General features: G+C 64.8%; 21 protein-coding genes. 2 read left to right on the top strand and 19 right to left on the bottom strand.

The features are described from left to right. Positions 1-10: 10 nt before the first annotated feature. The 4 genes from BUE39_RS07760 to BUE39_RS07745 all read right to left on the bottom strand — a co-directional run bounded on the left by BUE39_RS07760 (position 11) and on the right by BUE39_RS07745 (position 5,853). Positions 11-2,050 carry a hydantoinase/oxoprolinase family protein gene (locus BUE39_RS07760; protein ID WP_073428056.1) on the bottom strand — a complete coding sequence of 680 codons (2,040 nt, stop codon included), beginning with the start codon at positions 2,048-2,050 and terminating at the stop codon, positions 11-13. Between the two features lie 43 nt (positions 2,051-2,093). Beyond that, positions 2,094-3,428, bottom strand: coding sequence for an NAD(P)/FAD-dependent oxidoreductase (locus BUE39_RS07755; protein WP_073428055.1), 1,335 nt, complete (start codon positions 3,426-3,428; stop codon positions 2,094-2,096). Positions 3,429-3,535: 107 nt separating this feature from the next. Beyond that, positions 3,536-4,939, bottom strand: coding sequence for an aminotransferase (locus tag BUE39_RS07750; protein ID WP_412534852.1), 1,404 nt, complete (start codon positions 4,937-4,939; stop codon positions 3,536-3,538). A 29-nt stretch (positions 4,940-4,968) separates the two neighbouring features. Beyond that, complete coding sequence (locus BUE39_RS07745) at positions 4,969-5,853, bottom strand: aldo/keto reductase (protein WP_073428054.1); 885 nt, start codon at positions 5,851-5,853, stop codon at positions 4,969-4,971. A gap of 161 nt (positions 5,854-6,014) precedes the next feature. Between BUE39_RS07745 and BUE39_RS07740 the strand changes: the two genes are divergently transcribed. Next, on the top strand, positions 6,015-6,746 hold the full coding sequence (locus tag BUE39_RS07740; RefSeq protein WP_073428053.1) for an IclR family transcriptional regulator: 732 nt from the start codon (positions 6,015-6,017) through the stop codon (positions 6,744-6,746). A 69-nt stretch (positions 6,747-6,815) separates the two neighbouring features. On the opposite strand, the gene scpA is transcribed toward BUE39_RS07740, so the two are convergent. The 10 genes from scpA to BUE39_RS07690 all read right to left on the bottom strand — a co-directional run bounded on the left by scpA (position 6,816) and on the right by BUE39_RS07690 (position 16,804). Further along, entirely contained in the window at positions 6,816-8,915 is a 2,100-nt protein-coding gene (scpA, locus tag BUE39_RS07735) for a methylmalonyl-CoA mutase (protein WP_073428052.1), read from the bottom strand. Next, complete coding sequence (locus BUE39_RS07730; protein ID WP_073428051.1) at positions 8,912-9,736, bottom strand: Pnap_2097 family protein; 825 nt, start codon at positions 9,734-9,736, stop codon at positions 8,912-8,914. The genes scpA and BUE39_RS07730 overlap by 4 nt, the downstream gene beginning before the upstream one ends. 13 nt (positions 9,737-9,749) lie before the next feature. Continuing rightward, positions 9,750-11,054 (bottom strand): MSMEG_0569 family flavin-dependent oxidoreductase, encoded by a 1,305-nt coding sequence (locus tag BUE39_RS07725; RefSeq protein ID WP_073428050.1) that lies wholly within the window; start codon positions 11,052-11,054, stop codon positions 9,750-9,752. Between the two features lie 76 nt (positions 11,055-11,130). Then, on the bottom strand, positions 11,131-11,415 hold the full coding sequence (locus tag BUE39_RS07720) for an MSMEG_0570 family nitrogen starvation response protein (RefSeq protein WP_073428049.1): 285 nt from the start codon (positions 11,413-11,415) through the stop codon (positions 11,131-11,133). Positions 11,416-11,440: 25 nt separating this feature from the next. Then, a complete protein-coding gene (locus BUE39_RS07715) occupies positions 11,441-12,610 on the bottom strand; it encodes an MSMEG_0565 family glycosyltransferase (RefSeq protein WP_073428048.1) in 1,170 nt (389 codons plus the stop codon). Then, positions 12,607-13,593, bottom strand: a complete 987-nt coding sequence (locus BUE39_RS07710) for a sll0787 family AIR synthase-like protein (RefSeq protein ID WP_073428047.1) — start codon at positions 13,591-13,593, stop codon at positions 12,607-12,609. Before BUE39_RS07710 ends, BUE39_RS07715 begins: the two co-directional genes overlap by 4 nt. Then, positions 13,590-14,153, bottom strand: a complete 564-nt coding sequence (locus BUE39_RS07705; RefSeq protein WP_073428046.1) for an MSMEG_0567/Sll0786 family nitrogen starvation N-acetyltransferase — start codon at positions 14,151-14,153, stop codon at positions 13,590-13,592. Before BUE39_RS07705 ends, BUE39_RS07710 begins: the two co-directional genes overlap by 4 nt. A gap of 2 nt (positions 14,154-14,155) precedes the next feature. Next, positions 14,156-15,283, bottom strand: coding sequence for an MSMEG_0568 family radical SAM protein (locus BUE39_RS07700; RefSeq protein ID WP_073428118.1), 1,128 nt, complete (start codon positions 15,281-15,283; stop codon positions 14,156-14,158). Beyond that, positions 15,264-16,301, bottom strand: coding sequence for a Nit6803 family nitrilase (locus BUE39_RS07695; RefSeq protein WP_073428119.1), 1,038 nt, complete (start codon positions 16,299-16,301; stop codon positions 15,264-15,266). Before BUE39_RS07695 ends, BUE39_RS07700 begins: the two co-directional genes overlap by 20 nt. Before the next feature lie 20 nt (positions 16,302-16,321). Further along, a complete protein-coding gene (locus BUE39_RS07690) occupies positions 16,322-16,804 on the bottom strand; it encodes an MSMEG_0572/Sll0783 family nitrogen starvation response protein (protein WP_073428045.1) in 483 nt (160 codons plus the stop codon). Positions 16,805-17,189: 385 nt separating this feature from the next. Here BUE39_RS07690 and BUE39_RS07685 point away from each other — a divergent pair, with 385 nt between their 5' ends. Further along, on the top strand, positions 17,190-18,581 hold the full coding sequence (locus BUE39_RS07685; RefSeq protein WP_073428044.1) for an aminotransferase-like domain-containing protein: 1,392 nt from the start codon (positions 17,190-17,192) through the stop codon (positions 18,579-18,581). 70 nt (positions 18,582-18,651) lie between these two features. Here the strand turns inward: BUE39_RS07685 and benD are convergent, their stop codons facing one another. From benD to catA, 5 genes are all read right to left on the bottom strand, one after another. Next, complete coding sequence (gene benD, locus BUE39_RS07680; protein WP_073428043.1) at positions 18,652-19,428, bottom strand: benzoate diol dehydrogenase BenD; 777 nt, start codon at positions 19,426-19,428, stop codon at positions 18,652-18,654. Next, complete coding sequence (gene benC / locus BUE39_RS07675; RefSeq protein WP_073428042.1) at positions 19,425-20,447, bottom strand: benzoate 1,2-dioxygenase electron transfer component BenC; 1,023 nt, start codon at positions 20,445-20,447, stop codon at positions 19,425-19,427. Before benC ends, benD begins: the two co-directional genes overlap by 4 nt. A 43-nt stretch (positions 20,448-20,490) precedes the next feature. Continuing rightward, positions 20,491-20,979 carry a benzoate 1,2-dioxygenase small subunit gene (gene benB, locus BUE39_RS07670; protein ID WP_073428041.1) on the bottom strand — a complete coding sequence of 163 codons (489 nt, stop codon included), beginning with the start codon at positions 20,977-20,979 and terminating at the stop codon, positions 20,491-20,493. Then, positions 20,976-22,334: a Rieske 2Fe-2S domain-containing protein gene (locus BUE39_RS07665; protein WP_073428040.1), complete on the bottom strand. Its 1,359-nt coding sequence runs from the start codon at positions 22,332-22,334 to the stop codon at positions 20,976-20,978. The genes benB and BUE39_RS07665 overlap by 4 nt, the downstream gene beginning before the upstream one ends. 113 nt (positions 22,335-22,447) lie before the next feature. Further along, positions 22,448-23,383 carry a catechol 1,2-dioxygenase gene (gene catA, locus BUE39_RS07660; protein ID WP_073428039.1) on the bottom strand — a complete coding sequence of 312 codons (936 nt, stop codon included), beginning with the start codon at positions 23,381-23,383 and terminating at the stop codon, positions 22,448-22,450. Positions 23,384-23,555: the final 172 nt, after the last annotated feature.

Here is a 23,555-nt window from a genome sequence, read left to right as displayed (position 1 = left end):
GGTCGGCCAATCAGACCGCTTCGAGAAAAAGGTTGCCGTATTCGTCCACGCGTGCGTCGAAGCCGGGCAGCACGCAGGTCGTGGTGTCGTCCTGCGCGACGATCGCCGGCCCCGTGAACCGGTGTCCCGCGAGCAGCGCGGCGCGCCGGTAAAGCGGCACGCGGCGCCAGGCGCCGTCCAGATAGACGTCGATCTCCGATTCCACCCGCGGCGCGCCCTCGCCCATCGCGATCCGCGGCAGTTCGGGTTTCGGCGTGGGCGCGGTGATGACGAGCCGCAGCGCCACCACCTGAATCGGCGACTTCTCGTCGCTGTGCCCAAAAAGGCGCGCATGTTCGCGATGAAATGCCTGCGCGATCGCTTCGAGATCGCCGCCGGTGAGCGCTTCCATCGCGAGCGGCGTGTCGATTTCGAACGATTGCCCGCGATAGCGCATATCGGCCGATACGACGATCTCGACGGCGGCGTCGCTGCCCGCCTCGCGAATCACCCATGCGCGGGCGTCGGCTTCGAGGTGGGCGAGGTCCTCTCTCAGCAAGGCGAGCGATTCACGGTCGAGCGGATAGTAGGTGGCTCGAACAAAATCGTTCTTCGTATCGGCGATCAGGCCGCCGAGTGCGCTCAACACGCCGGGCGTGGTCGGCACCAGCAGGTTGCGCACATTCAAGGCGCGCGCGAGAAAGCAGCCGAGCATCGGCCCCGCGCCGCCGAACGGCATCAGCGCGAAAGTGCGCGGGTCGATCCCGAAGCGCGAGCTGAGCCGGCTCACGCCCGCGTACATGCCCGAGATCGAAACCTCGATGATGGCCGCCGCGGTCTGATGGATATCGAGCCCCAAACGCCGCGCGAGCGGTTCGATTGCGCGCCGCGACGCGTGCGCATCCACCTTCACCGCGTTGTAGCCGAGCGCGGCGTTGCCGAGCACGCCGATGACGGCGAACGCGTCGGTGATGGTGGGGCGCGTGCCGCCGCGTCCGTAGCAAACCGGTCCTGGGCTCGACCCCGCGCTTTCGGGGCCGACCTTCAACACGCCGAATTCGTCGACCCAGGCAATCGAGCCGCCGCCGTCGCCGACCGACGACACGGACACCGACGGAATATGAATCTGGAATTCGCCGATGTATTCGCCGGTTGCGTACTGCGGTTTGCCGTCCACGATCAGCGCGATATCGGCGGTCGTTCCGCCGATGTCGAGACTCATGCAATCCTTCACGTTGCAGAGCCTGGCGAGATACGCCGCGCCGATCACACCCGACGCGGTGCCGGACAGGATCATCTGCACGCAGTTCTGTTTGCCGTGCTCGGCGCTCATCACGCCGCCATTCGATTTCGTGACCTTGAGGTCCGCCGCGACACCGCTTTCCGTCAGCGCCGCCTGCAACTGCGTCAAGTAGTTCGACACGCGCGGCTGCACATAGCCGCCGATGGTCGCCGTCACCGTTCGCTCGTATTCGCGGATGATCGGCCACACCTCGTGCGAGCACGACACGAAGAAGCCCGGCAGCGCAGCCCCGATAATCGCCTTGACCCGCTGTTCGTGCGCCGGGTTGCGGTATGAGTGAAGCAGCGACACGATCACGCCCTCGCAGCCCGCCGCCTGCAAGCCGCGCACGGCGGCGAGCACGCTCTGTTCGTCGATGGGCGTTTCCTCCACGCCGTCCGCGCCGAGACGCCCTATCACGCCGAATACACGGTCGCGCGGAATGAGCGGCGCCGGGCGGCTCGACATCAGATGGTACATATCGGGGATCTTCAAACGCGCGATGTCGAGCACGTCCTCGAAGTGGCGCGTGGTGATGAGCCCCAGCTTCAGCCCGCGCCGCTGCACCACCGCGTTCACGCCGACCGTCGTGCCATGCGTGAAATACGTCACCTCGTGCGGCTCGATGCCGTAGCGCTCGCGCAGTCCCTCGACGCCCGCGAGCACTTCGCTGCCGGGGCTGTCGGGACGTGAAAACACCTTCAGCGTGCGAATGGTCCGCGTGGCTTCGTCCAGCACCGCGAAATCGGTGAACGACCCACCGATATCGACTCCGATTCTCAAACCCATTGTCGTGTTCCTGCCTGTGTGAAGTGATGTGCGCCGCTGCCGCTCAAGCGCGTTGCCTGCGTTTGTCGATGACGTCGCGAATCTGGTAGTAGCTGCCGAGCGCGGGCATGAACCACGGCTTGCCGCCGTAGAGCGGATGCGTGAGCATCGGCGTGCCGTAGGCGCTGGTTTCGGGCGCTTGTCCTTCGGCGATCAGGCGCGCGACCTTGTAGCCGAGATACGTCATCATCACCACGCCGCTGCCGTTGCAGCCGAGTGCGTAGTAGACGCCATCGGCGGTGCGGCCCAGATGCGGGAGGAAGTCGAGCGTGAGCGCCACCGTGCCGCCCCAGCTATACGCCACCTTCACGCCGGCCATCTGCGGAAAGCGCTCGACCATCTGCGCATGCAGGATCGCGGCCGACTGGCGGCGATCGAGGTTGTAAAAACGCGCCCGGCCACCGAACAGCAGGCGCGTGCCGTCCGGCGAATAGCGGTAGTAGTTGACGACGCGGCGCGTCTCCGAGATGCCGCGACGCTTCGGTATCAGCGAGGCGCGCAAGTCGGCCGGCAATGCCTCGGTGGCGATCTGATGCGATACGACCGGCACCACGCGACGTTGCAGATCGGGCGTCGACGAACCGGTGTAGCCGTTCGTGCAGATCACGACGTGCCGGCTGGCGAGCGCGCCGCGCGGCGTCTCGACCCGGTATTGCGCGCCGACTCGCGCGATGCTGCCGACCGGGGCGCGGCTGCATACCGTGACGCCCGCGCCGCGCGCCGCGGCGAGCAGACCGGCGAACATCATCGACGGATGAAGCTGGCCCGCCCGTTCGAGCAGAACGCCGCCGGCATAGATGTCGCTGGCCAGTTCGCCGCGCAGTTCGTCGCGTGAAAGCAGCCGCGCCCCGGCGCGCGCATACGTGTTCAGATTGACGATGCGCTTGCGCCACGCGGCGAGATGCTCGTCGGTCCACATCGCGTTGATGCGCCCGGCCTTCACGTAGCTGCATTCGATCGCGTTATCGCGCAGGATGCTTTCGAACACCTCGTAAGACGCCGACGCTTCGCTCAACAGGGTGCGCTGACGCTCCTCGGATACCGAACCATCCAGCTTTTTTCCCGACGGCGCCTTGCCGACATTCACGCCTCCCGACACCTGTCCGCCGCTGAGCGTGCTCGCGCCGATGCCCGGCACATCCGCTTCGAGCACGGCCACGCGCAAGCCCTGCTTCGCCAGTTCGAGCGCGCACGACAAGCCCGCATAGCCGGCGCCGACAATCGCGACGTCCACCTCGCGGGGCACCTCCGACATCAGTTCGTCATGCGGACGCCAGTCTTGCCACCAGTACGGTGTGTCGGTGAAATCAAGGGAAAAAACGTCGTTGCGCGTGGACACGGTCGAGTCCCTGGTTGGATTGAATAGCCCCGCTCGCCGGACTCAGCGAGGGCGTGAAAAAACCAGCGGCTTCCGCGAGCCGTCGGTCGCGGTCTCGGGCCGCGCTGTCATGGCGCCGATAACGCGTCGCTCACGTCGTGCAGCGCATGGCGTGCGATAGCAACGATCTCGTCGATGTCGGCGCGCGTGGCGATGAGCGGCGGCGCAAAGCCGACAATGTCGTTCGTGCCCAGCGCGCGCACGATCAAACCGCGCGCGAGCGCCGCCTGCGCCACCCGTTGGCTCGCCTTCGCCGCGGCCGGAAAGGGTCGTCGTTCAGTCTTGCCGGCCATCAGTTCGAGCGCGGCGAGCATGCCCACGCCCCTCACATTGCCGACGAGCGGATGCGCGTCGAACGCCTCATGCAGACGCGCCTGAAAATAGGCGCCGACCTCCGCCGCATTGCTCACCAACTGCTCGCGCTCGATGATGTCGAGGTTCGTCAATGCCGCCGCCGCGCACACCGGGTGGCCGGAGTAAGTCCAGCCGTGATTCATCGCGCCCTGCTCGCGCGAGCCGCGCTCGATCACATCCCACACGCGCTCGCTGACGATCACGCCGGACAGCGGCAAATACCCGCTCGTCAGTCCTTTCGCCACCGACATCAGATCCGGCGCGAGGCCGTAGTGCTCGCTGCCCGTGCGCGAACCGAGGCGGCCGAAACCGCACACCACTTCATCGACCGCGAAGAGAATGTCGTGACGCTCGAGCACCGCCTGAATCGCGGGCCAATAACCCGACGGCGGCGGCACGATGCCGCCCGAGCCCATCACCGGCTCGCCGAAAAACGCGGTGATCGTGTCGGCGCCCTCGCGTGCGATCAGTTGCTCCAGGTGCTCGACGCAATCCGCGACGAACTCCGCTTCGCTCGCGCCGGGGCGTGCGTCGCGATAGAAGTCGGGACTCGCCGTGTGCAGCACCTGCGGCATGGGCAGATCGAAACCGGCGTGAAACTTCGGCTGCCCCGTGAGGCTGCCGGTCGCGATGCCCGAGCCGTGATAACTGCGCTGCCGCGCGATGATCTTCTTCTTGCGCGGCCGTCCGAGCACGTTGTTGTAGTACCAGGCGAGCTTCACCTGCGTCTCGTTGGCGTCCGAGCCCGACATGCCGTAGAACACCTTCTTCATGCCGGGCGGCGCCCACTCTTCGATCAGACGCCGCGACAGTTCGACAGCGGGGTCGTTCGAGAAGCCCGCATACGTGTGATAGAACGACAGCCGGCGCGTCTGGGCGGCGATCGCGTCGGCCATTTCCTCGCGTCCATAGCCGATGTTCACGCAGTAAAGCCCCGCGAACGCGTCGATGTACGAGCGCCCCGCGTGATCTTCTATGCGGATACCCTGTGCGCGCGTCATCAGCCGCGCATCCAGTTCGCCCGACGCATGGTCCGACGCGTGCGTGCCGGGATGCATCAGATGCCGCCGGTCGGTTTCGAGCGTGAGCTCGCCGCGCCTGTGCATGGCTGCATTCATGTCGATGGGGATGTCGGTGTCGACGAAGTTCATGTTTTGTCCGCCGCTGAGGAATTTGCCGCAGCGTCCCACCGCGGATGCCACGCCGGCTGGCTCACGCGGCCGTCGGCGCGAGCCAGCGCGCCGATGCGCGCCGTCGAACTCGCATCGAGTTCGAAATCGGATACCGCAAGGTTTTCGCCGATGCGCACCGGGTTCGACGACTTGGGAATCGCCGCCACGCCGGGCTGCTGCACGAGCCAGCGCAAGATGATCTGGGCCGGCTTGCGTCCGTGTTCGCGTGCGATCTCCGCGATGACCGGATCGGCAAGCAGCTTGCCGCTGCCGAGCGGCGTGTGCGCGATCAGCGCCATGCCATGCCGGCGGCACGCATCGAGCACCTGGGTCTGGTCGAGATACGGGTGGTATTCGCACTGATTGGCGGCCAACGGCACCGAGGCGAGCGCGACCGCGCGATCGAGCAAGGCCACCGGAAAATTCGATACGCCGATATGCCGCGTCAAGCCGCTGCGCTGCGCTTCGCACAGCGCGCCGATGGTCTCTTCCAGCGGCACTTCAGGGTTGGGCCAATGCACCAGCAGCAGATCGACGTGATCGAGCCCGAGCCGCGCGACGCTTGCCTCGGCGGCACGCCTGAAATCCGCGGCGCGCAATTCGGTGTGCCACACCTTGGTCGTGACGAACACCTCGTCGCGCGGCAGACCGCTCGCGGCGAACGCCTGGCCGACCGCCTGCTCGTTCTCGTAGCGCGCCGCCGTGTCGATATGCCGATAGCCCGCTTCGAGCGCCGCGCGCACCGCTTGCACGCCTTCCTCATGCGTGGACCGCCAGGTGCCGAGGCCGATTGCGGGGATGCGCGCGCCATGAGCCCGGATAACCGGCAAGGCGTCGAGCGGCTGAAAAGAGAGTCCCATTGCCGTAATCGTTCTCCAATGCTTTCCAACTCGATGGGGGTGTGCCACAATACGGCACGGCGTTCCACAAACAGTGAACGAAAAGTAACACGCGCTTTTTTGCGTTGCAAGCGCAGCGTGGGCGAGCGCTCGCCCGTCGCCGTCCTTCATCGGAGACCTGCATGAAAAGTTTGTTGAAGAGCCTCGAGATCCTCGAGGCTGTGTCGAAGAACCAGCCGGTCAGCGTGGGCGTGCTGGCACGCCTGCTCGATATGCCGAAGTCGAGCGTGCAACGCGTGCTGTTGACGTTTCACGAGGCGGGCTGGCTTCGTCAGTCGAGCGGCGATTTGACGCGCTGGGAAGTGGGACCGCGAATTCTCGGCGTGCGGCCCGCCGCGCTGCGCGGCGGCGCGCTGTATGCGGCCGCGCGTGAGCCGATGCGCGAGTTGCGCGACCTGACCAACGAAACGGTTCATCTGTCGGTGCCGGACAGCACCAACTCGATGGTCCTGATCGATCGTGCGGACTGTACGCAAACGGTGCGCACGTTCAGCCCGATCGGCGATCCGAGCCCGTTCCACGCCACCGCCACGGGGTTGGCGGTACTGGCGTACATGAAGGAAGCCGAGGTCGACGAAATCCTGAGCCGCGACATGCCGAAGTTCAGTGAAACAACGCCATGCGATCCCGCCGAAATACGGCTGGAACTCGAGCGCATCCGGCAACGCGGCTATTCGGTGAATCTCTCGCAGTACCGTCCCGCGGTGTGCGCGATCGGCGCGCCGATCATCGATTCAGACGGCGCGCCGGCGGCGAGCATCTGCATCTCGATGCCGGAATCGCGCTATGACCCGGCACGTCTTGAAGAATGGGGCAAGGCGGTCGCGAAGGCCGCGGCTGCGATTGGCGTGTAGCAATCCGGTAGCGATGGGGCGACGCGCGATTCACGGCGCGTCATGCCGTCGCCGCTTCCCGTCAGAACTTCAGCACGCCACGAGCCGCACCAGGCGCAGCACGATTTCGTGCATGCGCGTGCCGGGCAGGAAAAATTCGGCGACACCCAGCGCTTTCAGCACCCCCGCGCTTTCCGCCTGAACATTCCCGCCAAGCACGACGGGTATCGCGGCATGCCGCGCGCGCAATTCACGCATCAATTGCGACGTCAACTCGACATGTGCGCCCGCGAGCGATGACACGCCGATCATGTCGACCTCGTTCGCCAGCGCGCGCCGCGCAACTTCCGCGGGCGAGATGAAGAGTTCGTTGGACACGACCTCGAAACCCGCATCGATCAACGCGGCAGCCACCGCTTGCGCGCCGCGATCGTGGCCGTCCTGTCCGAGCTTCGTGATCATCACGCGGGGCTTGCGCCCCAGCGTCGATGTCAATTCATCGACCTGTTCGCAGGCGGCTTTCCACCTTGCATCCGACGAAAGCGTTTCCTCGTAGATGCCGGCGCTCGCATGCAAACCGATCGCATGACGCGGCCACACGGCTTCGAGCGCGCGCGTGCATTCGCCGACTGTCGCGCGCGCACGCATGCAGCGGATCGTCAACGCGAGCAGGTTGCCCGTGCCCTCGCGCGCGGCCGTTTCGAGCGCGTCCAACGCACGCGCCACATGCTGCGCATCGCGCCGCAGCTTGACCTCCGCGATGCGACGGAGCTGGTGGCCGCGCACTTTTTTTCCGTCCAGTTCGAAACATGCGGGCGCTTCGTCAGCGTCGCCATGAACGAACGCGTTGACGCCCACCACGACGCGTTGCCCGCTATCGATTTCGGCCTGCAGCGTCACGGCCGATTCGTGAATGCGTTGGCGAATCCATCCCGAGCGGATCGCTTGCACGATGCCGCCGCGCGCGTCGATCTCGCCGATCAGCGAACGCACGCGCGCCGCGATGTCGGCCGTCAGCGCTTCCATCATGTACGAACCGGCCCACGGATCGACGACGTCGCACAGTCCCATTTCGTGCTGAAGCATGAGTTGCGTGTCGCGAGCGAGACGCGACGACGATGCCGAGGGCAAGGCCAGCGCCTCGTCAAAGGCGTTCGTATGCAGCGACTGCGTGCCGCCGAAGACGGCCGCCAGCGCTTCGACGGCGGTGCGCACGATGTTGTTCGACGGCTTCTGCGCGGTCAGCGACCAGCCGGACGTCTGGCAATGCATCCGCAGGGCGCGCGCCTTGTCGGAAGCCGCGCCGCACTGCATCGCGAGTTCCGACCAGACGAGACGCGCCGCGCGCAGCTTCGCCACCTCGACATAGAAGTCCGTGCCGACGCCGAAGAAGAAGCTCATGCGCTCGCAGGCGTCGTCGGCATTCATGCCTCGCGCGCCAAGCGTTTCGATGTAGGTGCGCGCATGGGCCATCGTCAGCGCCAGTTCGAGCACCGGATCGGCGCCGGCCTCCTGAAAGTGATAGCCGGACACCGATAGCGCGTTGAAGCGCGGAGCATGTCGCGCGAGATAATCGACCACGTCGGCGGCGATTCGCAACGACGGTTCAGGCGCGAAGATGCAGGTGTTGCGCACGATGAACTCTTTGAGAATGTCGTTCTGAATCGTGCCGGTCAGTTGCGCCGCGGCCACGCCGCGCTCCTCGGCCGCGACGATGAAGGCGGCCAGCACCGGCAGCACCGCGCCGTTCATCGTCATCGATACCGAGGTTCGGTCGAGTGGAATGCCCGCGAAAAGACGCGCCATGTCTTCGACCGTATCGATCGCGACCCCGGCCAGCCCGACCTCGGCGCTCGCGCGCGGATCGTCCGAATCATAGCCGCGCTGGGTCGGCAGATCGAACGCGACGGACAAACCCTGCGCCCCTTCCGCCAGCGCGGTGCGAAACGCGAGGTTCGAATCGGCCGCTTCGGCGTAGCCCGCGTATTGCCGGATCGTCCACGGCTTCGCCGTGTACATCGACGCGTATGGACCGCGCACGAACGGCGCGGCGCCAGGCATGCTGTTCAGATGCGCGACGCCAGCGAGGTCGGAGGCGGTATAAAGCGTCTTCAGCGGCACGGCGCGGCGCCGGGGCCTGGGCCGGGACTGCAAGCGCAGCGGCGCCTCGCGTTTGACGGCGGACCTCATCGCTGTCTCCAGCGTTTTTCCGTGACGACGTCGGCAATCTTCAGGTTGTCGCTGCCGCGTCGCACTTCGCTCCAATGCACGATGCCCTGCCCGCTTTCGCGTTCGCCGACCACATGCACGTTCAACGCATCACCGATGTTGACGTTGCCATAAAAGTGCAGCGACCGGCTCGCGATCACGGGCGGCTCCGCAAACCGGTGCCGTTGCCATTCGGCGCGATCGACAAACGACTGGAAGCTCGCGAAGTAGAGAAAGTCCGCGCCATTGAAGTCGTTGTTCGGACAGGGAAGAAAGCGGGCGGCCTCGTGCACGCCAGGCTCGAGCCCTTCGCATGAGGCCCAGTCTCCCGCCCTCAGGCGCTTGCCCGTTTGCGTCATGGCCAGCGCTTCGTCGGGCGCCGGACTGATCGCCCCCGCCAGCGCGGCAAGCGTTGCACGCGCGACCGAACGATTGTTGCGCGCTTCGGCGCGCGTGACGAACGTCGACGACATCGACACCTCCGCGATCGACGCATCGTCACGCACGATGCGGTGTGTGCTGAAGTGCCGGACCGGGCCGGTTCTGCATAACGCGCTGTGAATGTCGAACTCGTCGTTCTCGCGCACGGCATCGAAACCGTGCGCCCGCAGGCGGATCGCGGTGAAGGCGGCATACGAGCGGCCGCCGTTGTCGTCGCTGACATCCGGCGTGGCTCGCCCTGTGTGCGCGGCCAGCGCCTCCCAATGACGATGCCCGCATTCCTTCAGCAGCCAGTTCTCCGACAGGCCGGTGAAGCTCAATTGCGGCATGCCCGCGCGATAGCGTCCCGTCGTGTTCTGCATGGGCTTCGGTCGCTCAGGCCGCGAGACTATCGGTTGCCGGGTCGGACGCATCGAGCGACGCGCGAATGGCGTCGACGACATAAGCCGCGTCGCGCGCGACGCCCGAGAAGCGCCCCGACCCCCACGTATGCAGCCACGGCAAGCCGATGAAATACAGCCCCGCTTGCGGCGTGATGCCCCGCGTGTGCGCCGGATAGCCGCGTCCATTGAACACGGGCGCATCGATCCAGCTGAAGTCCGGCGTGAAGCCGATGCACCAGATGATCGACGTGATGCCGCTCGCCGCCAGATCGAGCGAGGTGCGCTCGCCGTCCGGCCGCCATACCGGCTCATAGGCCGCTTCGCGCGGCGCGTCGATGCCGTGCCGGTCGATGAACGTATCGATGCTCGCGTTGATGCGGTTGTAGGTATCGTCCGCGCTGTCCAGGTTCTCGATCAGGTTCGGTGCGAACTTCAGGCGGCCGTCGCGCAGATCCTCGAGCCGGCCGTACAGCTCCATGCCTTCCAGCGCGAAACGCCGCAGATCGATGTCGCGTCCGCCGTCGCGGCCGGTCACGTAGTGGTTCGTGTTGTCCCGCACGCCTTCACGCAGCGGATGCTGCTCGACGGGCATGTCGTAGTAGTGCATGTCGGCGAGCCAGTCGACCACGTCGCGTCCGCGATAGAAACGCGCGCAGCGCGGCGCCTCGCCGACCGCGAGGTAGATCTTGCGCCCGGCCAGATGCAGATCCTCGGCGATCTGCGCACCCGATTGTCCCGAGCCGACGACGAGCACCGCGCCGTCCGGCAAGACCTCGGGATTGCGATAGTGCGAAGACTGCATCTGCACGATCCCGGCGGGCAGGCGCTCGGCCATGCGCGGCACGATCGGCGTGTGATAGCCGCCCGACGCCACGACGACGTGATCCGCGGTGAACTCGCCATTCGAGGTCGACACGTTGTAGCATCCATCGGCGTCGCGCTTCACGCGTTTGACCTCGGTGTGCTCGAGCACCGGCGCGTCGACCATCGCGATGAAGCCGTCCAGATACGCGATGATCTGATCCTTCTTCATGAAGCCATGCGGATCGTCGCCGCGATACGGGTAGCCGGGCAGCGCGCATTGCCAGTTCGGCGTGACGAGACAGAATGCGTCCCAGCGTTGCGAACGCCAGGTGTGCGTGACCGAATGCTTTTCGAGCACGAGATGATCGATGCCGGCTTCTTTCAGGTAGTAGCTGATGGACAGGCCCGCCTGGCCGCCACCCGCGACGATGACCGGGTAGTGACGATTCGCATGGGCCGCCTGAGGGCCAGGGCTAACGGTTGTGTTCGACATGGTTCTTTCCTGCTTTTCGTATGAATGTTCCGGCGCGCGGCCATTGCTTCGTCAATGGGCGCGCCGCATTCAGGTTTCACAAAAGTTCGACGACCTTCACGACCGCCAGCGGGTCCGACGAAAAAGCCTCGGCCTGCTGCTCGATCTGCGCGAGCTGATCCATCGCGGCCGAACAGGCGAAGCCGTATTTCTCGCGCACGCGCTCGGAGCCGATCTGCAAAGCCTCGCGCGAGCGTTCGACAAACTCGCTCAATGCATAGCTCTCGCCCGCGGCAAGGAACTCGCCGACCACCGTCGACGGCGAATAGCAGTTGGCCTCGGTGCCATCGGGCCACTGGACCCTGAAGTGCATGACTGGCATGACATATCCTCGATGAGTGAAGGGTTCAGACGGGAGCGGGTTGCAGTTGCCGCCGGTACAACGCGATGTGACGGCGGGCGCTCGCGGTCCAGCTGAAGCGCTGCAACAACTCAGGGACCGCGTGGGCGAAATCGATGCCGCCGCGCGCATCGAGCGAACGGCGCAACGCGCCGGCGATGCTGTGCGCGTCCTCAGGCTGCGCCCAGCAGCAGACGCGTTCATCGAGGTACTCGATGAACGGCGCGATGCGCGAGACGACAGCCGGCGCGCCCGACGCGAGCGCTTCCAGCACGACCAGCCCGAAACCCTCGCGCAACGAAACCATCGAGACGACATCCGCGCGGCGCAGGAGCGCGGGCATGACCTCGTCGTCGAGCGGGCCGGTGACGACGATCGGACAGCCCGCGCCAAGCGCAAGGTTCAGCGCCGCCGCGCGTTCGAAAAACCGCCGGCCATAGGCGTCGTGATCCAGAAGACTCGCGCCGCCCGCCACGACGAGTTGCGCATCGACATGCGTCTGCCTGAGCAACGCGAACGCTTCGAGCAGTTGCAGTGTGTTCTTGCGTTCCTCGATGCCGCCGACCGCCAGCACGACGGGCGCGCCGACCATGCCGAATCGTGCGAGCAAGGCCGTGTCGGTGGCGTCACGTTTTGCCGTGAAGCGCGTTAAATCGACGCCGTTCGTCACGGTCACCGCGTTCACGCCGAAGTCGCGCTGCATCCGGCGCGTCCACGCATCGCTGACGCAATAAACGGCGTCAGCATCGGCATACGCGCGCCGCTGCCATTCGGCGAGGCGCGGCACGGCGAAGTCGTCGAGATGGTGGACCGTTCGCACGAACCCGCGTATCGCGCCGTCATGCCGAAGTTCGGCGAGCGCGTTGCCGCTGATGCTGTCCTGCGCGTGGAGAACGGCGAAGCTCGCCGGATCGCTGGCCAGCAACGCGGCCTTCAACGCATCAATACGCGTCCGCACCATCGATACCGTGTCGCTCGCGTTGCCAGCGACCCGAGCGAGCACGATCCGGCACGGCGACGCCCGGAACATCGCGGCCCCGCCCACCGACGGCGCGAAGATCGTCACGCGATGCCCCGCGTCATGCAATGCGCGCGCAAGTTCGAGCGTGTGCACGACGCCGCCGCGCGGGTTCACCGAGTGCGTGAAGAGCGCGATTCGAAGGGGACGTGTCTTCATGCGCACGCTCCCGAAGGCGCGCCGATGAACGGCCCGTCGCCGAAATTCCAGAGCAGCGCCGCGTCGCCGCGCTGAGTGAGCACCACTTCGCGCGATGCATCGACTTCGCCGATCACCGCGCACGCCAGATCGCGTGCAACGAAGCGCGCGAGCACTTCGTCGACGTGTTCCGCGCGCACCGACAGCACGAAGCCGAAGCTCGGAAACGCGCTGAGCCAGCGCTCGAAGTCGACGCCCGGCGGTCGTGGAATCGCGTCGAGATCGATTCGCGCGCCCATCGCCGAACATTCGAGCAGCATCAACGACGTGCCCAGCACGCCGGCCATGCTGATGTCCTTCGCGGCATCGCACAGGCCGCTTTCCGCGAGCGCGGGCAGCAGCTCGAGATCGTCGCGCAAGCGCTGCGACGGCGCGCCGACCGAGGCGTTCCAGAACGGGTACGGGTCTTCGAAGCGGCCTCGCAGATCGACGGCCATCACGAGCCGATCGCCTGCGCGCGCCTTGAAGCTCGACAGCAACGCGCGCGCCCGGCCCACGATCGACACCGCGAGTTGCGGCTGCGCGCTGCGCGTATTGCTATGCCCGCCCACCACCGGCACGCCGTAGGCAAGCGACGCCGCCGCCATGCCGGCCAGCACTTCTTCGGCCGCGCCGAGGCCGTCGCTCCACAGCGCATCGACGACGGCAAGCGGCCGGCCGCCCATCGCATATACGTCGCTGATGTTGACCATCACGCTGCTGTAGCCCGCGAACCACGGCATGGCTTCGACGAAATCGCTCACCAGCCCTTCGATCGCGAAGAGCAGGTAGCCGTCGCCGTCACGGATCGCCGCGCAGTCGTCGCCGAGCGCGACCGCCTGCGCGAGATCACGCACGCCGTGCGGCAGGCGCTGCGCCAACGACGCGACGACGCCCGCAATATCGGTCTTATGCCGGAAGCCGCGGCTTGCCCTTAGCCGTTCAACGAGCGAAGCGATGCTCATGAGCGGCCCCGCGACGACGTGACGAGCCCGCTCTCCGGCGTAAAGCACGGCGGATAGTGCGCGAGGTCCGCTTCCATCAGACGATGCGCACGGCCGAACAGCATCTCCTCGCCCACCGATTGCCAATGCAGACGCCGGAACAACGGCACATTCTGGCTTTGCACATGCGCAAGAAACGTCTCGCAACCGAGCGCGTGCGCGCTGCTCACGGCGAGCCGGATCAGCGTCGAGCCGAGCTTGCCGTGCGAGCGGAACGCCGCATGCACCGCGAGCCGCGAGCCCAGCCACACATGCGGCTCGGTCTCGTGAATCCGTACCGTGCCGACGACCTGCTCCGGCACGCCCGCGATGCAACTCAGCGCGACCAGCAGCTTCGCGCGAGCGTCGATTTCGTCGCGGTCGTCGCCGGCGAAGATGCCCTGCTCCACGCAAAACACCGCGCGCCGCAGCACATAAGCCTCGTTGCTTTCCCACGGCAGCGTCGCCCATTTCACGCGGTACTCCGCAGGCGTGAACGCAAGCGGCAAGGCGTCCAGTTCATCGACGGCTTCGCAGAACATGGCTACTCCTCGTACGATGCCAGCGACGAACATGCGCCGCATTTGCCGCAGCCCGCCTTGATGTCGGCGGAACGCATCCGCGCGTCGCGCAGCATCGCACCGAGCGGAACCAGCACCGACTTCATGAACGCCGGCGTCGGCGCGGGATGGTCTTCGAGCGGCGTGCCGCTGATCGGCACGAACGGCACGACGAACGGATAGACGCCGAGCGCAATCAGTTCACGCGAGATCGACAGGATCGCGTCGGCGGTGTCGCCCAGTCCGGCGAGAATGTACGTGCTCACCTGCCCGCTGCCGAACACCGCGACGGCCGCCTTGAACGCCTCCCTATAACGCGACACGGGCACGCTCGCCTTGCCGGGCATCACGCGTTCGCGCACGGCGGGCGTCACCACTTCCAGATGCATGCCGAGCGTATCGATGCCGCTCGCCTTCATCCGCTCGAACCAGCGGTCGTCGTCGGGCGGCTCGCATTGCGCCTGGATCGGCAGATCGACAGCGGCCTTGATTGCGAACGCGCTTTCGCAGAGGATCCGCGCACCGCGATCGCTCGTCGGCGGCGTGCCCGTCGTCAGCACCATGTGCTTGACGCCGTCGAGCAGCACGGCCGCGCGCGCGACTTCGGCGAGTTGTTCAGGCGTCTTGCGCGCAATCGTGCGGCCCGCCGCGAGCGACTGGCCGATTGCGCAGAACTTGCAGGTCTTGCGGCGGCTTTCGTAACGGATGCAGGTTTGCAGCACGGTCGTCGCGAGCACGTCGGTGCCGTGCAGCGTGGCGATGTGCGAGTACGGCACGCCGTCCAGCGTTTGCAAGCGCGTGAAGCGCGGCGCCTTCGGAAAGCTGATGTCCGCGATCGGTATCGTGCCGCGCAGCAGCGCGCTCGCGCCCGCTTCATCCGGCGCACTGGCGACGAACGGCGAGTTCCACGCCGAACTCGTATGCACCGGCACCATGATCGTCACGCCGTCGACGGTGACCGCCTTGTGATCCGACGGCCCCGCGCCGCCGCGCCGGCTCGCGACGCCCGCGTTCGGATCGACCAGACGCAAACCCGCGGACTGCAACTCGGTGCGCAGTTGCGTCATCTGCCGGTGCCGTTCGGTTCCCACTTCACTCGACCGCCGGCTCATGGCCGGCGGGTTCGCGCTGGTATTCATCCTGACCTCCACCCGTGGTATCGAAAGCGGCGTCGGCGCTGAATCGCTCGAACGCCGTGTTCATCGGCGCGACCGGGGTCGCGGGACGATCGTTGATCGCAAGGCTCAACAACTCGGGCCGCGCGTAATGGCCGACCGAGTCCATCATCCGTTTGCGCTTCGTGATGAGCGACATGTCGAGATCGGCAACCACCATCCCTTCGCCTTCGCGCAAGGGCTCGGCGAGATGCTGTCCTTCCGGCGACACGATCGCGGTATGACAGCCACCGCGCAGCGCCTTTTGCAGCTTTGGATCGCTCGTCACCGAATCGATCTGCGCCTCGCTCAGCCAGCCCGTCGAGTTGACGACGAAGCAGCCCGATTCGAGCGCGTGATGACGGATCGTGACTTCGATCTGCTCGGCGAAGATCGGCCCGACGAGCGAACCGGGGAACTGGCTGCAATGGATCTCTTCGTGCTGCGTCATCAACGCATAGCGCGCGAGCGGGTTGTAGTGCTCCCAGCAGGCGAGCGCGCCGACGCGCGCTATACCCGTCTGCGCGACCTTCAGTCCCGCCGCGTCCCCCTGGCCCCAGATCATCCGCTCGTGAAAAGTCGGCGTGAGCTTGCGGCGTTTGAGCACGAGGCGACCGTCGACGTCGAACACGAGCTGCGTGTTGTACAGGCTGCCGTGATCGCGCTCGTTCACGCCGAGCACCACCACCATCGCGTGACGGCGCGCCCGTTCGGCTACCGCCTGCGTGACGGGCCCCGGCACGACGACGGCCTGTTCATACAGCCGCATGTGATCGGCGCCCGACGCGACGGGCGGAAGCACGAACGAAAAGTACGGGTAGTACGGCACGAACGTCTCGGGAAAGACGATCAGCTGTACGCCTTTGGACGCGGCTTCGTCGATCGCGGCGCACACCTTGTCGAGCGTGCCGCCGGGACGATCGAACTCCGGCGCGATCTGCACCGCGGCCGCTCGGATGATTCGCTGGTCGGACATGATCGGCACCCGGCCCGCGCTCAAACGGTCCACGTATGGATGATCAGCGCGTTCTCCTTGCGATGGAGAAGCTGGATATCGAGCACGTCGAGCGGACTGACCGGACGAATGCCTTCGATCAGCGACGCTTCGCCATGACCGTACAGCGCCTGCAATGCGAAGCGGCAGGCGTACACCTTGCCGCCCTCTTCCATGAACTTCACGAGCTGCTTGTTGAAGTTCAGATGACCCGGAAAGGCTTCGTCGCCGAGCGTCGGAAAGCCGCGTTGCAGACCGAGCGTGACGCCCGGCCCGTACAGCAGCACCGATGTATCGAAGCCCTTGCGTTGCAGGCGCGTGGCCTGCAACAGATTGACGAAACCGATCGAGCCTTCGAACGCGACGGTGTGAAACGTCACCAGCGCCTTTTCGCCGGGTTCGGCTTTGACGTCGGGGAACACCTTCTCTTCGTAATCGACCAGAAAATCGCCTTTCTGATGCAGAGGTTTATTGACGGCGGGCATATCACTCTCCAATAAGTCGCGTAATTGATCGTATTTGCCCGCCGGAAAATGGCCGGCTGGCGAATTCAATAACGCAATGGATATGCCAATATCCGGCCCGAAACATGCAATCAACTTCCAATCATTCAAAGAGCGATTGTTCGAGCGACCCGAAAAAAATTTCGCATGCCTTGTTCGACGGGACTTTGCGCCGAATCGCGCAAGGCGGCCGCGCACCCTGTCAGCGCAGCGCAAGACCTGTTCATGCGTGCGCATGGTGCGGCAAACCCCGAAAGCGTGCATTCATCCAATCAATGCGATCAACTCTCAGGTTGAATGAAAAATGATTTATTTCTATTGCGAACCGCGTGCTACTTTCGAGCGACGCCAATAAGGAATGTTTAGCATGGACAGCCTCACGCATCACTGGCTCAAGCGATTAACCGAAAGCCGCAAACCGGCTTATCTGGTGATTCCTGATCTGATCGAGGAAGATCTCGCGAGCGGGCGTCTGCGTCCGCGTGACCGTCTGCCGGGTCTGCGCGATCTGGCGGCCGCGCTGCAACTGAACTACACGACCGTCGCGCGCGCCTATGCCGAAGCGCGCAAGCGCGGCCTGCTCGACGCGCGCGCCGGCAGCGGCACCTTCGTGCGCGGCCGAACCCAGACGTTGCCGCTCGCGGGCGGCAGCAGTGTCGAGATGTCGATGAACATGCCGCCCGAACCGCCCGAACTCGCGGCGCGTCTGCGCGAGTCGGCAGCGAGTCTGTTCGCGCACGCCGATCCGTACCGCCTGCTGCGCTATCAGGATTTCGGCGGCACGCCCGACGATCGCGCTGCGGGCCGCGCCTGGCTGAAAGAGCGTATGCCCGACTGCACGGACGATACCGTGCTCGTCTGCCCCGGCATTCATAGCGCGCTCGTTGCGCTCGTCTCGCAACTCGCGCGCCGCGGCGAGACGATCTGCCTCGACACGCTCGCGTATCCCGGCATCAAGGCGATCGCGTCGCAACTCGGCGTGCGCCTGCAACCGCTGCCGCGCGACGACGAAGGGCCGCTGCCTCATGCATTCGAAGCGCTGTGCAAGAGCGAAAAACCCGGCGCGTTCTATTGCAATCCGACGCTGCAGAATCCGAGCACGCTCACGTTGCCGGGTCAACGCCGCGAGGCGCTCGCCGACGTCGCGTTGCGCTATAGCGTGCCCATCATCGAAGACGACGCCTACGGCTGGCTGCCGGCGAAAAAGCCCATCGCGCTTGCCGCGCTCGCGCCCGAGTTGACCTATCACGTCACCGGCTTTTCGAAGACGCTCGGCGCCGGTTTGCGCGTCGCCTATCTGCGCGCGCCGACCGCGCGGCAAACGCAACGCATTGCCGGCGCGTTACGCGCGACGACGGTCATGCCCAGTCCATTCACGGCGATGCTGGCGACGCAATGGGTCAACGACGGCACCGCGCACGAGATGCTCGACGCGATTCGCGTGGAGGCCAATGCGCGCCAGGCGATCGCCGCGCAGGAACTGGCTGAATTGCGCTACGACGCGCACGTCGACGGCTTTCACCTGTGGCTGCCCATTCCGGCGCAATGCAACTGGAGCGCACCCGAGCTGGCGTTGCAACTGCGTAATCAGGGCGTCGGCGTGGTGGCGGGCGCCGCGTTCTCGACGGACGGCAATCCGCCCAACGCTATCCGCGTGTGTCTCGGCGGGCCGCAAGATCGCGACGATTGCCGCGACGCGTTGCAACGCGTCGCGGAGACGCTGAACGATCCGCATCATCTGCATATGCCGATGATGTAGGCGGTCATGTCGATCATTGGAGCACAAGGCACTACCGTGGGACGTTGAGCGCAGGGCGTGTCCGCAAGCGCTAGCCGTTGTCGCCTCCGGCGACTGGCAACACGGTTCCGGTGATGTAGCCCGCCTCGTCCGAAGCGAGGAACAGAATCGGCGCGGCCTGCTCCTCGATGCTCCCATAACGTTTGAAGAAGGTCGATTCGATGACCTGCCTGACCGCTTCGCTCATCCAGATCCTCTCCTGCTCGCTATCGCCGGCCGCGTTGCGCGGGACGCGTCGCGGAGGCGCATCGGTCCCGCCCGGCGCGGTCGCAACCACGCGGATGTTGTGCTCCGCGTATTCCATCGCGAGCGACTGCGTAATCGCGTTGACGCCGCCCTTGGCCGCCGAATACGGTACGCGGCGGATACCCCGCGTCGCATTCGATGAGACATTGACGATGGTCCCGCCGCCACGCGCGAGCAGGTGCGGCAACACGGCATGGCAGGCGTACAGCGTCGGCATCAGGGAGCGGCGGATTTCCGCGTCGATCTGTGCCGGTTCGAACTCGGCGAACGGACGCATGCGAATCGCGCCGCCCACACCGTTGACCAGAATATCGATGCCGCCAAACTTGCGCACTGCAAAGGCCATCGCCGATGCCGCGCCGTCGTATGTCTCGAGGTCGGCGACGAAGCCGGCCGTGTCCGCGCCGCTCGCTTCGGCGGCGACCTCGGAGACGAAGTCGGCGCGGTCGACGAACAGCACCTTGCCGCCTTCGGCCGCTGCGCGAAGCGCGACCGCGCGACCGATGCCCTGTGCGGCGCCGGTGACCACCATCACCTTGCCGGCAAACCGTTGCGTGCTCATGCCGCCCTCGGTGCCGCGTTAGGCGTGAACTTCTCGTAGTGGAAGCTGTTGGGCTTCACGCCGTTGGCGTCGAAATGCTGACGCACCGCATCGACCATCGGCGGCGGCCCGCACAGGTACACGTCCACGTCGCCATCGTTGACGGCCTCCGCCGGCATGTGCTGCGTGACCCAACCCCTGCGGGGATGGGTCGAATCCGTGTCGGCCACGACGGTGCTGTAAGTGAAGTTCGGCAGCTTCGCCACGTACCCGTCGATTGCCTCCACCCGCACGAGATCGAGGTCTCGCGTCACGCCGTAAATCAGATGGACTTTTTGCTGCGACTTCGCACGGGCCAGCACTTCGAGCATCGACAGGAACGGCGCAAGCCCAGTGCCGCCCGCGAGGAACAGCAACGGCCGCTCCACAGCGCGCAGATAGAAGCTGCCGAGCGGTCCGGTCAGTTCCACCTTGTTGCCGGCCTGCGCGGAGTCGAGCCAGGTGCTCATCACGCCACCCGAAATTTTCTTGATCAGAAAACTGATTTTCGATTCGCCCGGCGCCGACGAAAAAGAATATGAACGGTGCTGACCGCTGCCAGGAACGTCGATGTTGACGTACTGGCCCGGCAGGAACACCGGCGCGGTCGCCTCCACATCGAGTTCGAGCACGATGGCCGCGTCGTTGTGCGCTTCGACCTTCGATACGGTCGCGGCGAAGCTGCCTTGCCCGGTCTTGCATGCGATGGAAGACGCCGGCACCGCAATGACACAATCGCTTTCCGGCACCATCTGGCACGTGAGTACGAGACCGCCTTCCTTCTCGTCTTCGGTCAGCGCATCTTCGATGTAATCGTCGCCTAGGTCGTAGCGTCCGCTCTCGGCTCGGCACTTGCAGGTGCCGCACACGCCATCGGAGCAATCCATCGGCAGGTTGATTTTTGCGCGAAAGGCGGCATCGAGTACCTTTTCGCCCGCCTTGCATGTCACGAAGCGGGTCACGCCGTCTTCGAAATTCAGTGCAATGTTGTAGCTGGACATCTTGCCTCCTGGTCTTCTCTTCTCATTTCCGCAGGGTTTGCGCTCAAACGTGATAGACGTCGAGTACCTGGCGGATGTAGTCGTCCTTAAGCACAATTCGCTTGCGGGAAATCAACAGTTCATCGCCGACCGTTCGCAGTGTGACGAACATCGTGCCGAAGAACTGGTCGGTGGTTTTGTAACGGTGGCTGAGCGTGTTGAAGTTGTAGCGCACGTCCACTTCGTTCTCGCGCTCGGCCAGCACTTCCACGTTGATGACGTTGTGACTGGTTCGCGGTTCAGGCATCGACGCGCCGCTGCGTTCGGTCTTGATACGGAACACCCGGTCTTCCAGGCCGCCACGGTTCGGGTAATACATCAGCGAAATCTGACTCTCGTGGTCGTCGGTAAGCTGGTCGTCGTCGTCCCACGCCGGCATCCAGTAGGTGACGTCCCCGGTATAGCAGGCAAGCCAGTCGTCCCATTGACGGTCGTCGAGCAGGCGCGCTTCGCGGAACAGCGCGGCGCAAATCGTCTGGTAATCGAAGCTCATGCCAGGGCCTCCCCGTGTTCCTTTTTGAGTGCGTCGCTCATCACGCGCACCCAGTATTCGTGCTGACACACGAACAGGCCTTCGTCCTCGCTTCGCTCGCCCGAGATGAGCGGCTTCATGCCCATGCTTTTCGCGTTGGCGTCGGGACCTTCGACCCACAACGGCGCCCCGCGCGAAAGGTCGTTCCACAACGCAGTGGTGCCGGCATAGCCAGCCTGGCAGGCGCGAAACTCTTCGAGGTCGTCCGCGGTGCCCATGCCCGAGACGTTGAAGAAGTCTTCGTACTGGCGAATGCGGGTCGCCCGCTCGGCTGCGCTCTCGCCCTTCGGCGCGAAACAGAAGATGCTGACTTCGGTCTTGTCCACGCTGATCGGACGTACCACGCGAATCTGGGTGCTGAACTGGTCCATCAGGAACACGTTCGGATACAGGCAAAGATTGCGGGTCTGGTTGACGATGAAGTCCGCCTTTACGTCGCCAACGCGTGCCTTGATTTCGTCGCGGTATCGATAGACCGGTCGCACTTCCGGGTTCATCGTCCTGGTCCACAGCAGGATGTGGCCGTGGTCGAACCCGTACACGCCGGCTATCGACTTGCTCCAGCCATTCGCGTCCACGGCCTTGGTGCCATCGGCCTTGCGCCGGTCCATCGTCGCAGCGTAGTTCCAGTGCACGGTGCTGACGTGGTAGCCGTCGCAGCCGTTCTCCATCTGCATCTTCCAGTTGCCGTCGTAGACGTAGGATGAATTGCCGCGCAACACTTCCAGACCGTCCGGGGCCTGGTCAACGATCTGGTCGATCACGACCCTGGTCTCGCCGAGGTAGTCCTCCAGTGGAATCGCGTCTGCATCGAGGCTGCCGAACAGAAAGCCGCGATAGCTCTGGAAGCGTGCGACTTTCTTCAGGTCGTGCGAGCCGTGGGTATTGAATTGCACCGGGTACTCGGTGGTCTTCACGTCTTTCACTTTCAGCAGCTTGCCGGTGTTGGCGAAGCTCCAGCCGTGGAACGGACAGGTGAAGGTGCCTTTGTTGCCGTGCTTTTTACGGCACAGCATCGCGCCCTTGTGCGCGCAGGCGTTGATGACCGCGTGCAGTTCGCCGTTTTTGTCGCGCGTGATCACGACAGGCTGGCGGCCAATCCAGGTGGTGTAGTAATCGTTGTTGTCGGGAATCTGGCTTTCATGGGCGAGATAGACCCAATTGCTCTCGAAGATGTGCTTCATCTCAAGCTCGAACAAATCGGCGTTCGTGAAGATGTCGCGGCGGCAACGGAATACACCGTTTTGCCTGTCGTCCTGAACGGCGGTGTGCAGCAGTTCATCCAGTTGCCTGGCTTTGTCGATAATGGCGGACATGTGTGCTCTCCCTACGCGTGCTCCAGGTCGTGGAGCACGCGCATCGGTGTCGAAAGATTCTTGCGGAGCATTGAGCGGCAGCAGCGGTACGACGTAGCAGCCGCGTTGAGCGCTTACGCCGTGGCGGACGCACGCAGGCGATTGACAAGCTGGTTATCCTTGCCCTGCACCCGCGGAGTCAACGCGATGTTGAACTCGATTTCCCTGTACGCGTCGGCCTTCATGCCTAGCGCCGTGCCGCCGGTCTTTTCCACCACATGCGGAATCAGATCCTCGCGGGTGGCGTAGGCGAAGTCGTCCCAAATCAGCGGGTCGCCCTCGATGTTGATTTGAGTCGTCAGCTTGCGGTACTTGTCCGTGGTGACGAAGAAGTGCACGTGCGCCGGACGGTTGCCATGACGAGCCAGCGCATTCAACAGTTGCTGGGTCGCGCCATGCGGCGGGCAACCATAGCCGACCGGCATGAGCGTACGGAACTCGTACTTGCCGTCGACACCCGTGCTGACCGCACCGCGCAGATTGAACTCGCTCTGCGCGCCGGTCGGGTCGAAGTGTGAATAGAAGCCTTTTGAATTGGCGTGCCAGCATTCGACCACCGCTCCCGCGACGGGCTTGCCGTCCGGGCCGGTGACGGTGCCGCGGATAACCAGCGGGCCCGCATCCTGATCCGGGTCGATGTCGATCTTCGAGATGCCGTCGCGCACGGGCGCACCGGCGACATACAGCGGACCTTCGATGGTACGCGGCGTGCCGCCGATGATTTCAGCCGCCTTATCCGCTGCGTCCATGCGAATGTCGAGATATTTTTCCAGACCGAGGCCAGCAGCAAGCAGCGCCGCTTCGCCGTCCTGGCCGAGCTTGTTGAAGTAGTGGACGCCCGCCCAGATTTCATCGGGCGTCATGTCGAGGTCGTCAATGGCCCTGAACAGGTCGCCCAGCAGGCGCTCGACAATCTGCTTTGCACGCGCATTGCCGTCCTGACTTCCGAGGTTGGCGGCGACCTTCAGCAGGTCCTGCACTTCCTTCGTATCGAATACCTTGACGCTCATGTCTGCTCCTGAATCCCTATTTTCTGGTCGGGGTAAACCCCTTGTTCGGCGTCCGCTCGAATATGCCTGAGAGGTATAATCGGCGCTGAAACCGGGTGTAAATGCAGAATAGTGGACGTTGGAATGCCCAGTCCAACACTGATTTAGTATCGGTCTATATCCGTGAGGTATT

The sequence above is a fragment of the Paraburkholderia terricola genome, assembly GCF_900142195.1.
In the GTDB taxonomy this organism is placed as follows: Bacteria; Pseudomonadota; Gammaproteobacteria; order Burkholderiales; family Burkholderiaceae; genus Paraburkholderia; species Paraburkholderia terricola.
Note: the sequence above shows the minus strand (reverse complement) of the source record. Positions and strands in the feature narration are given on the sequence as shown.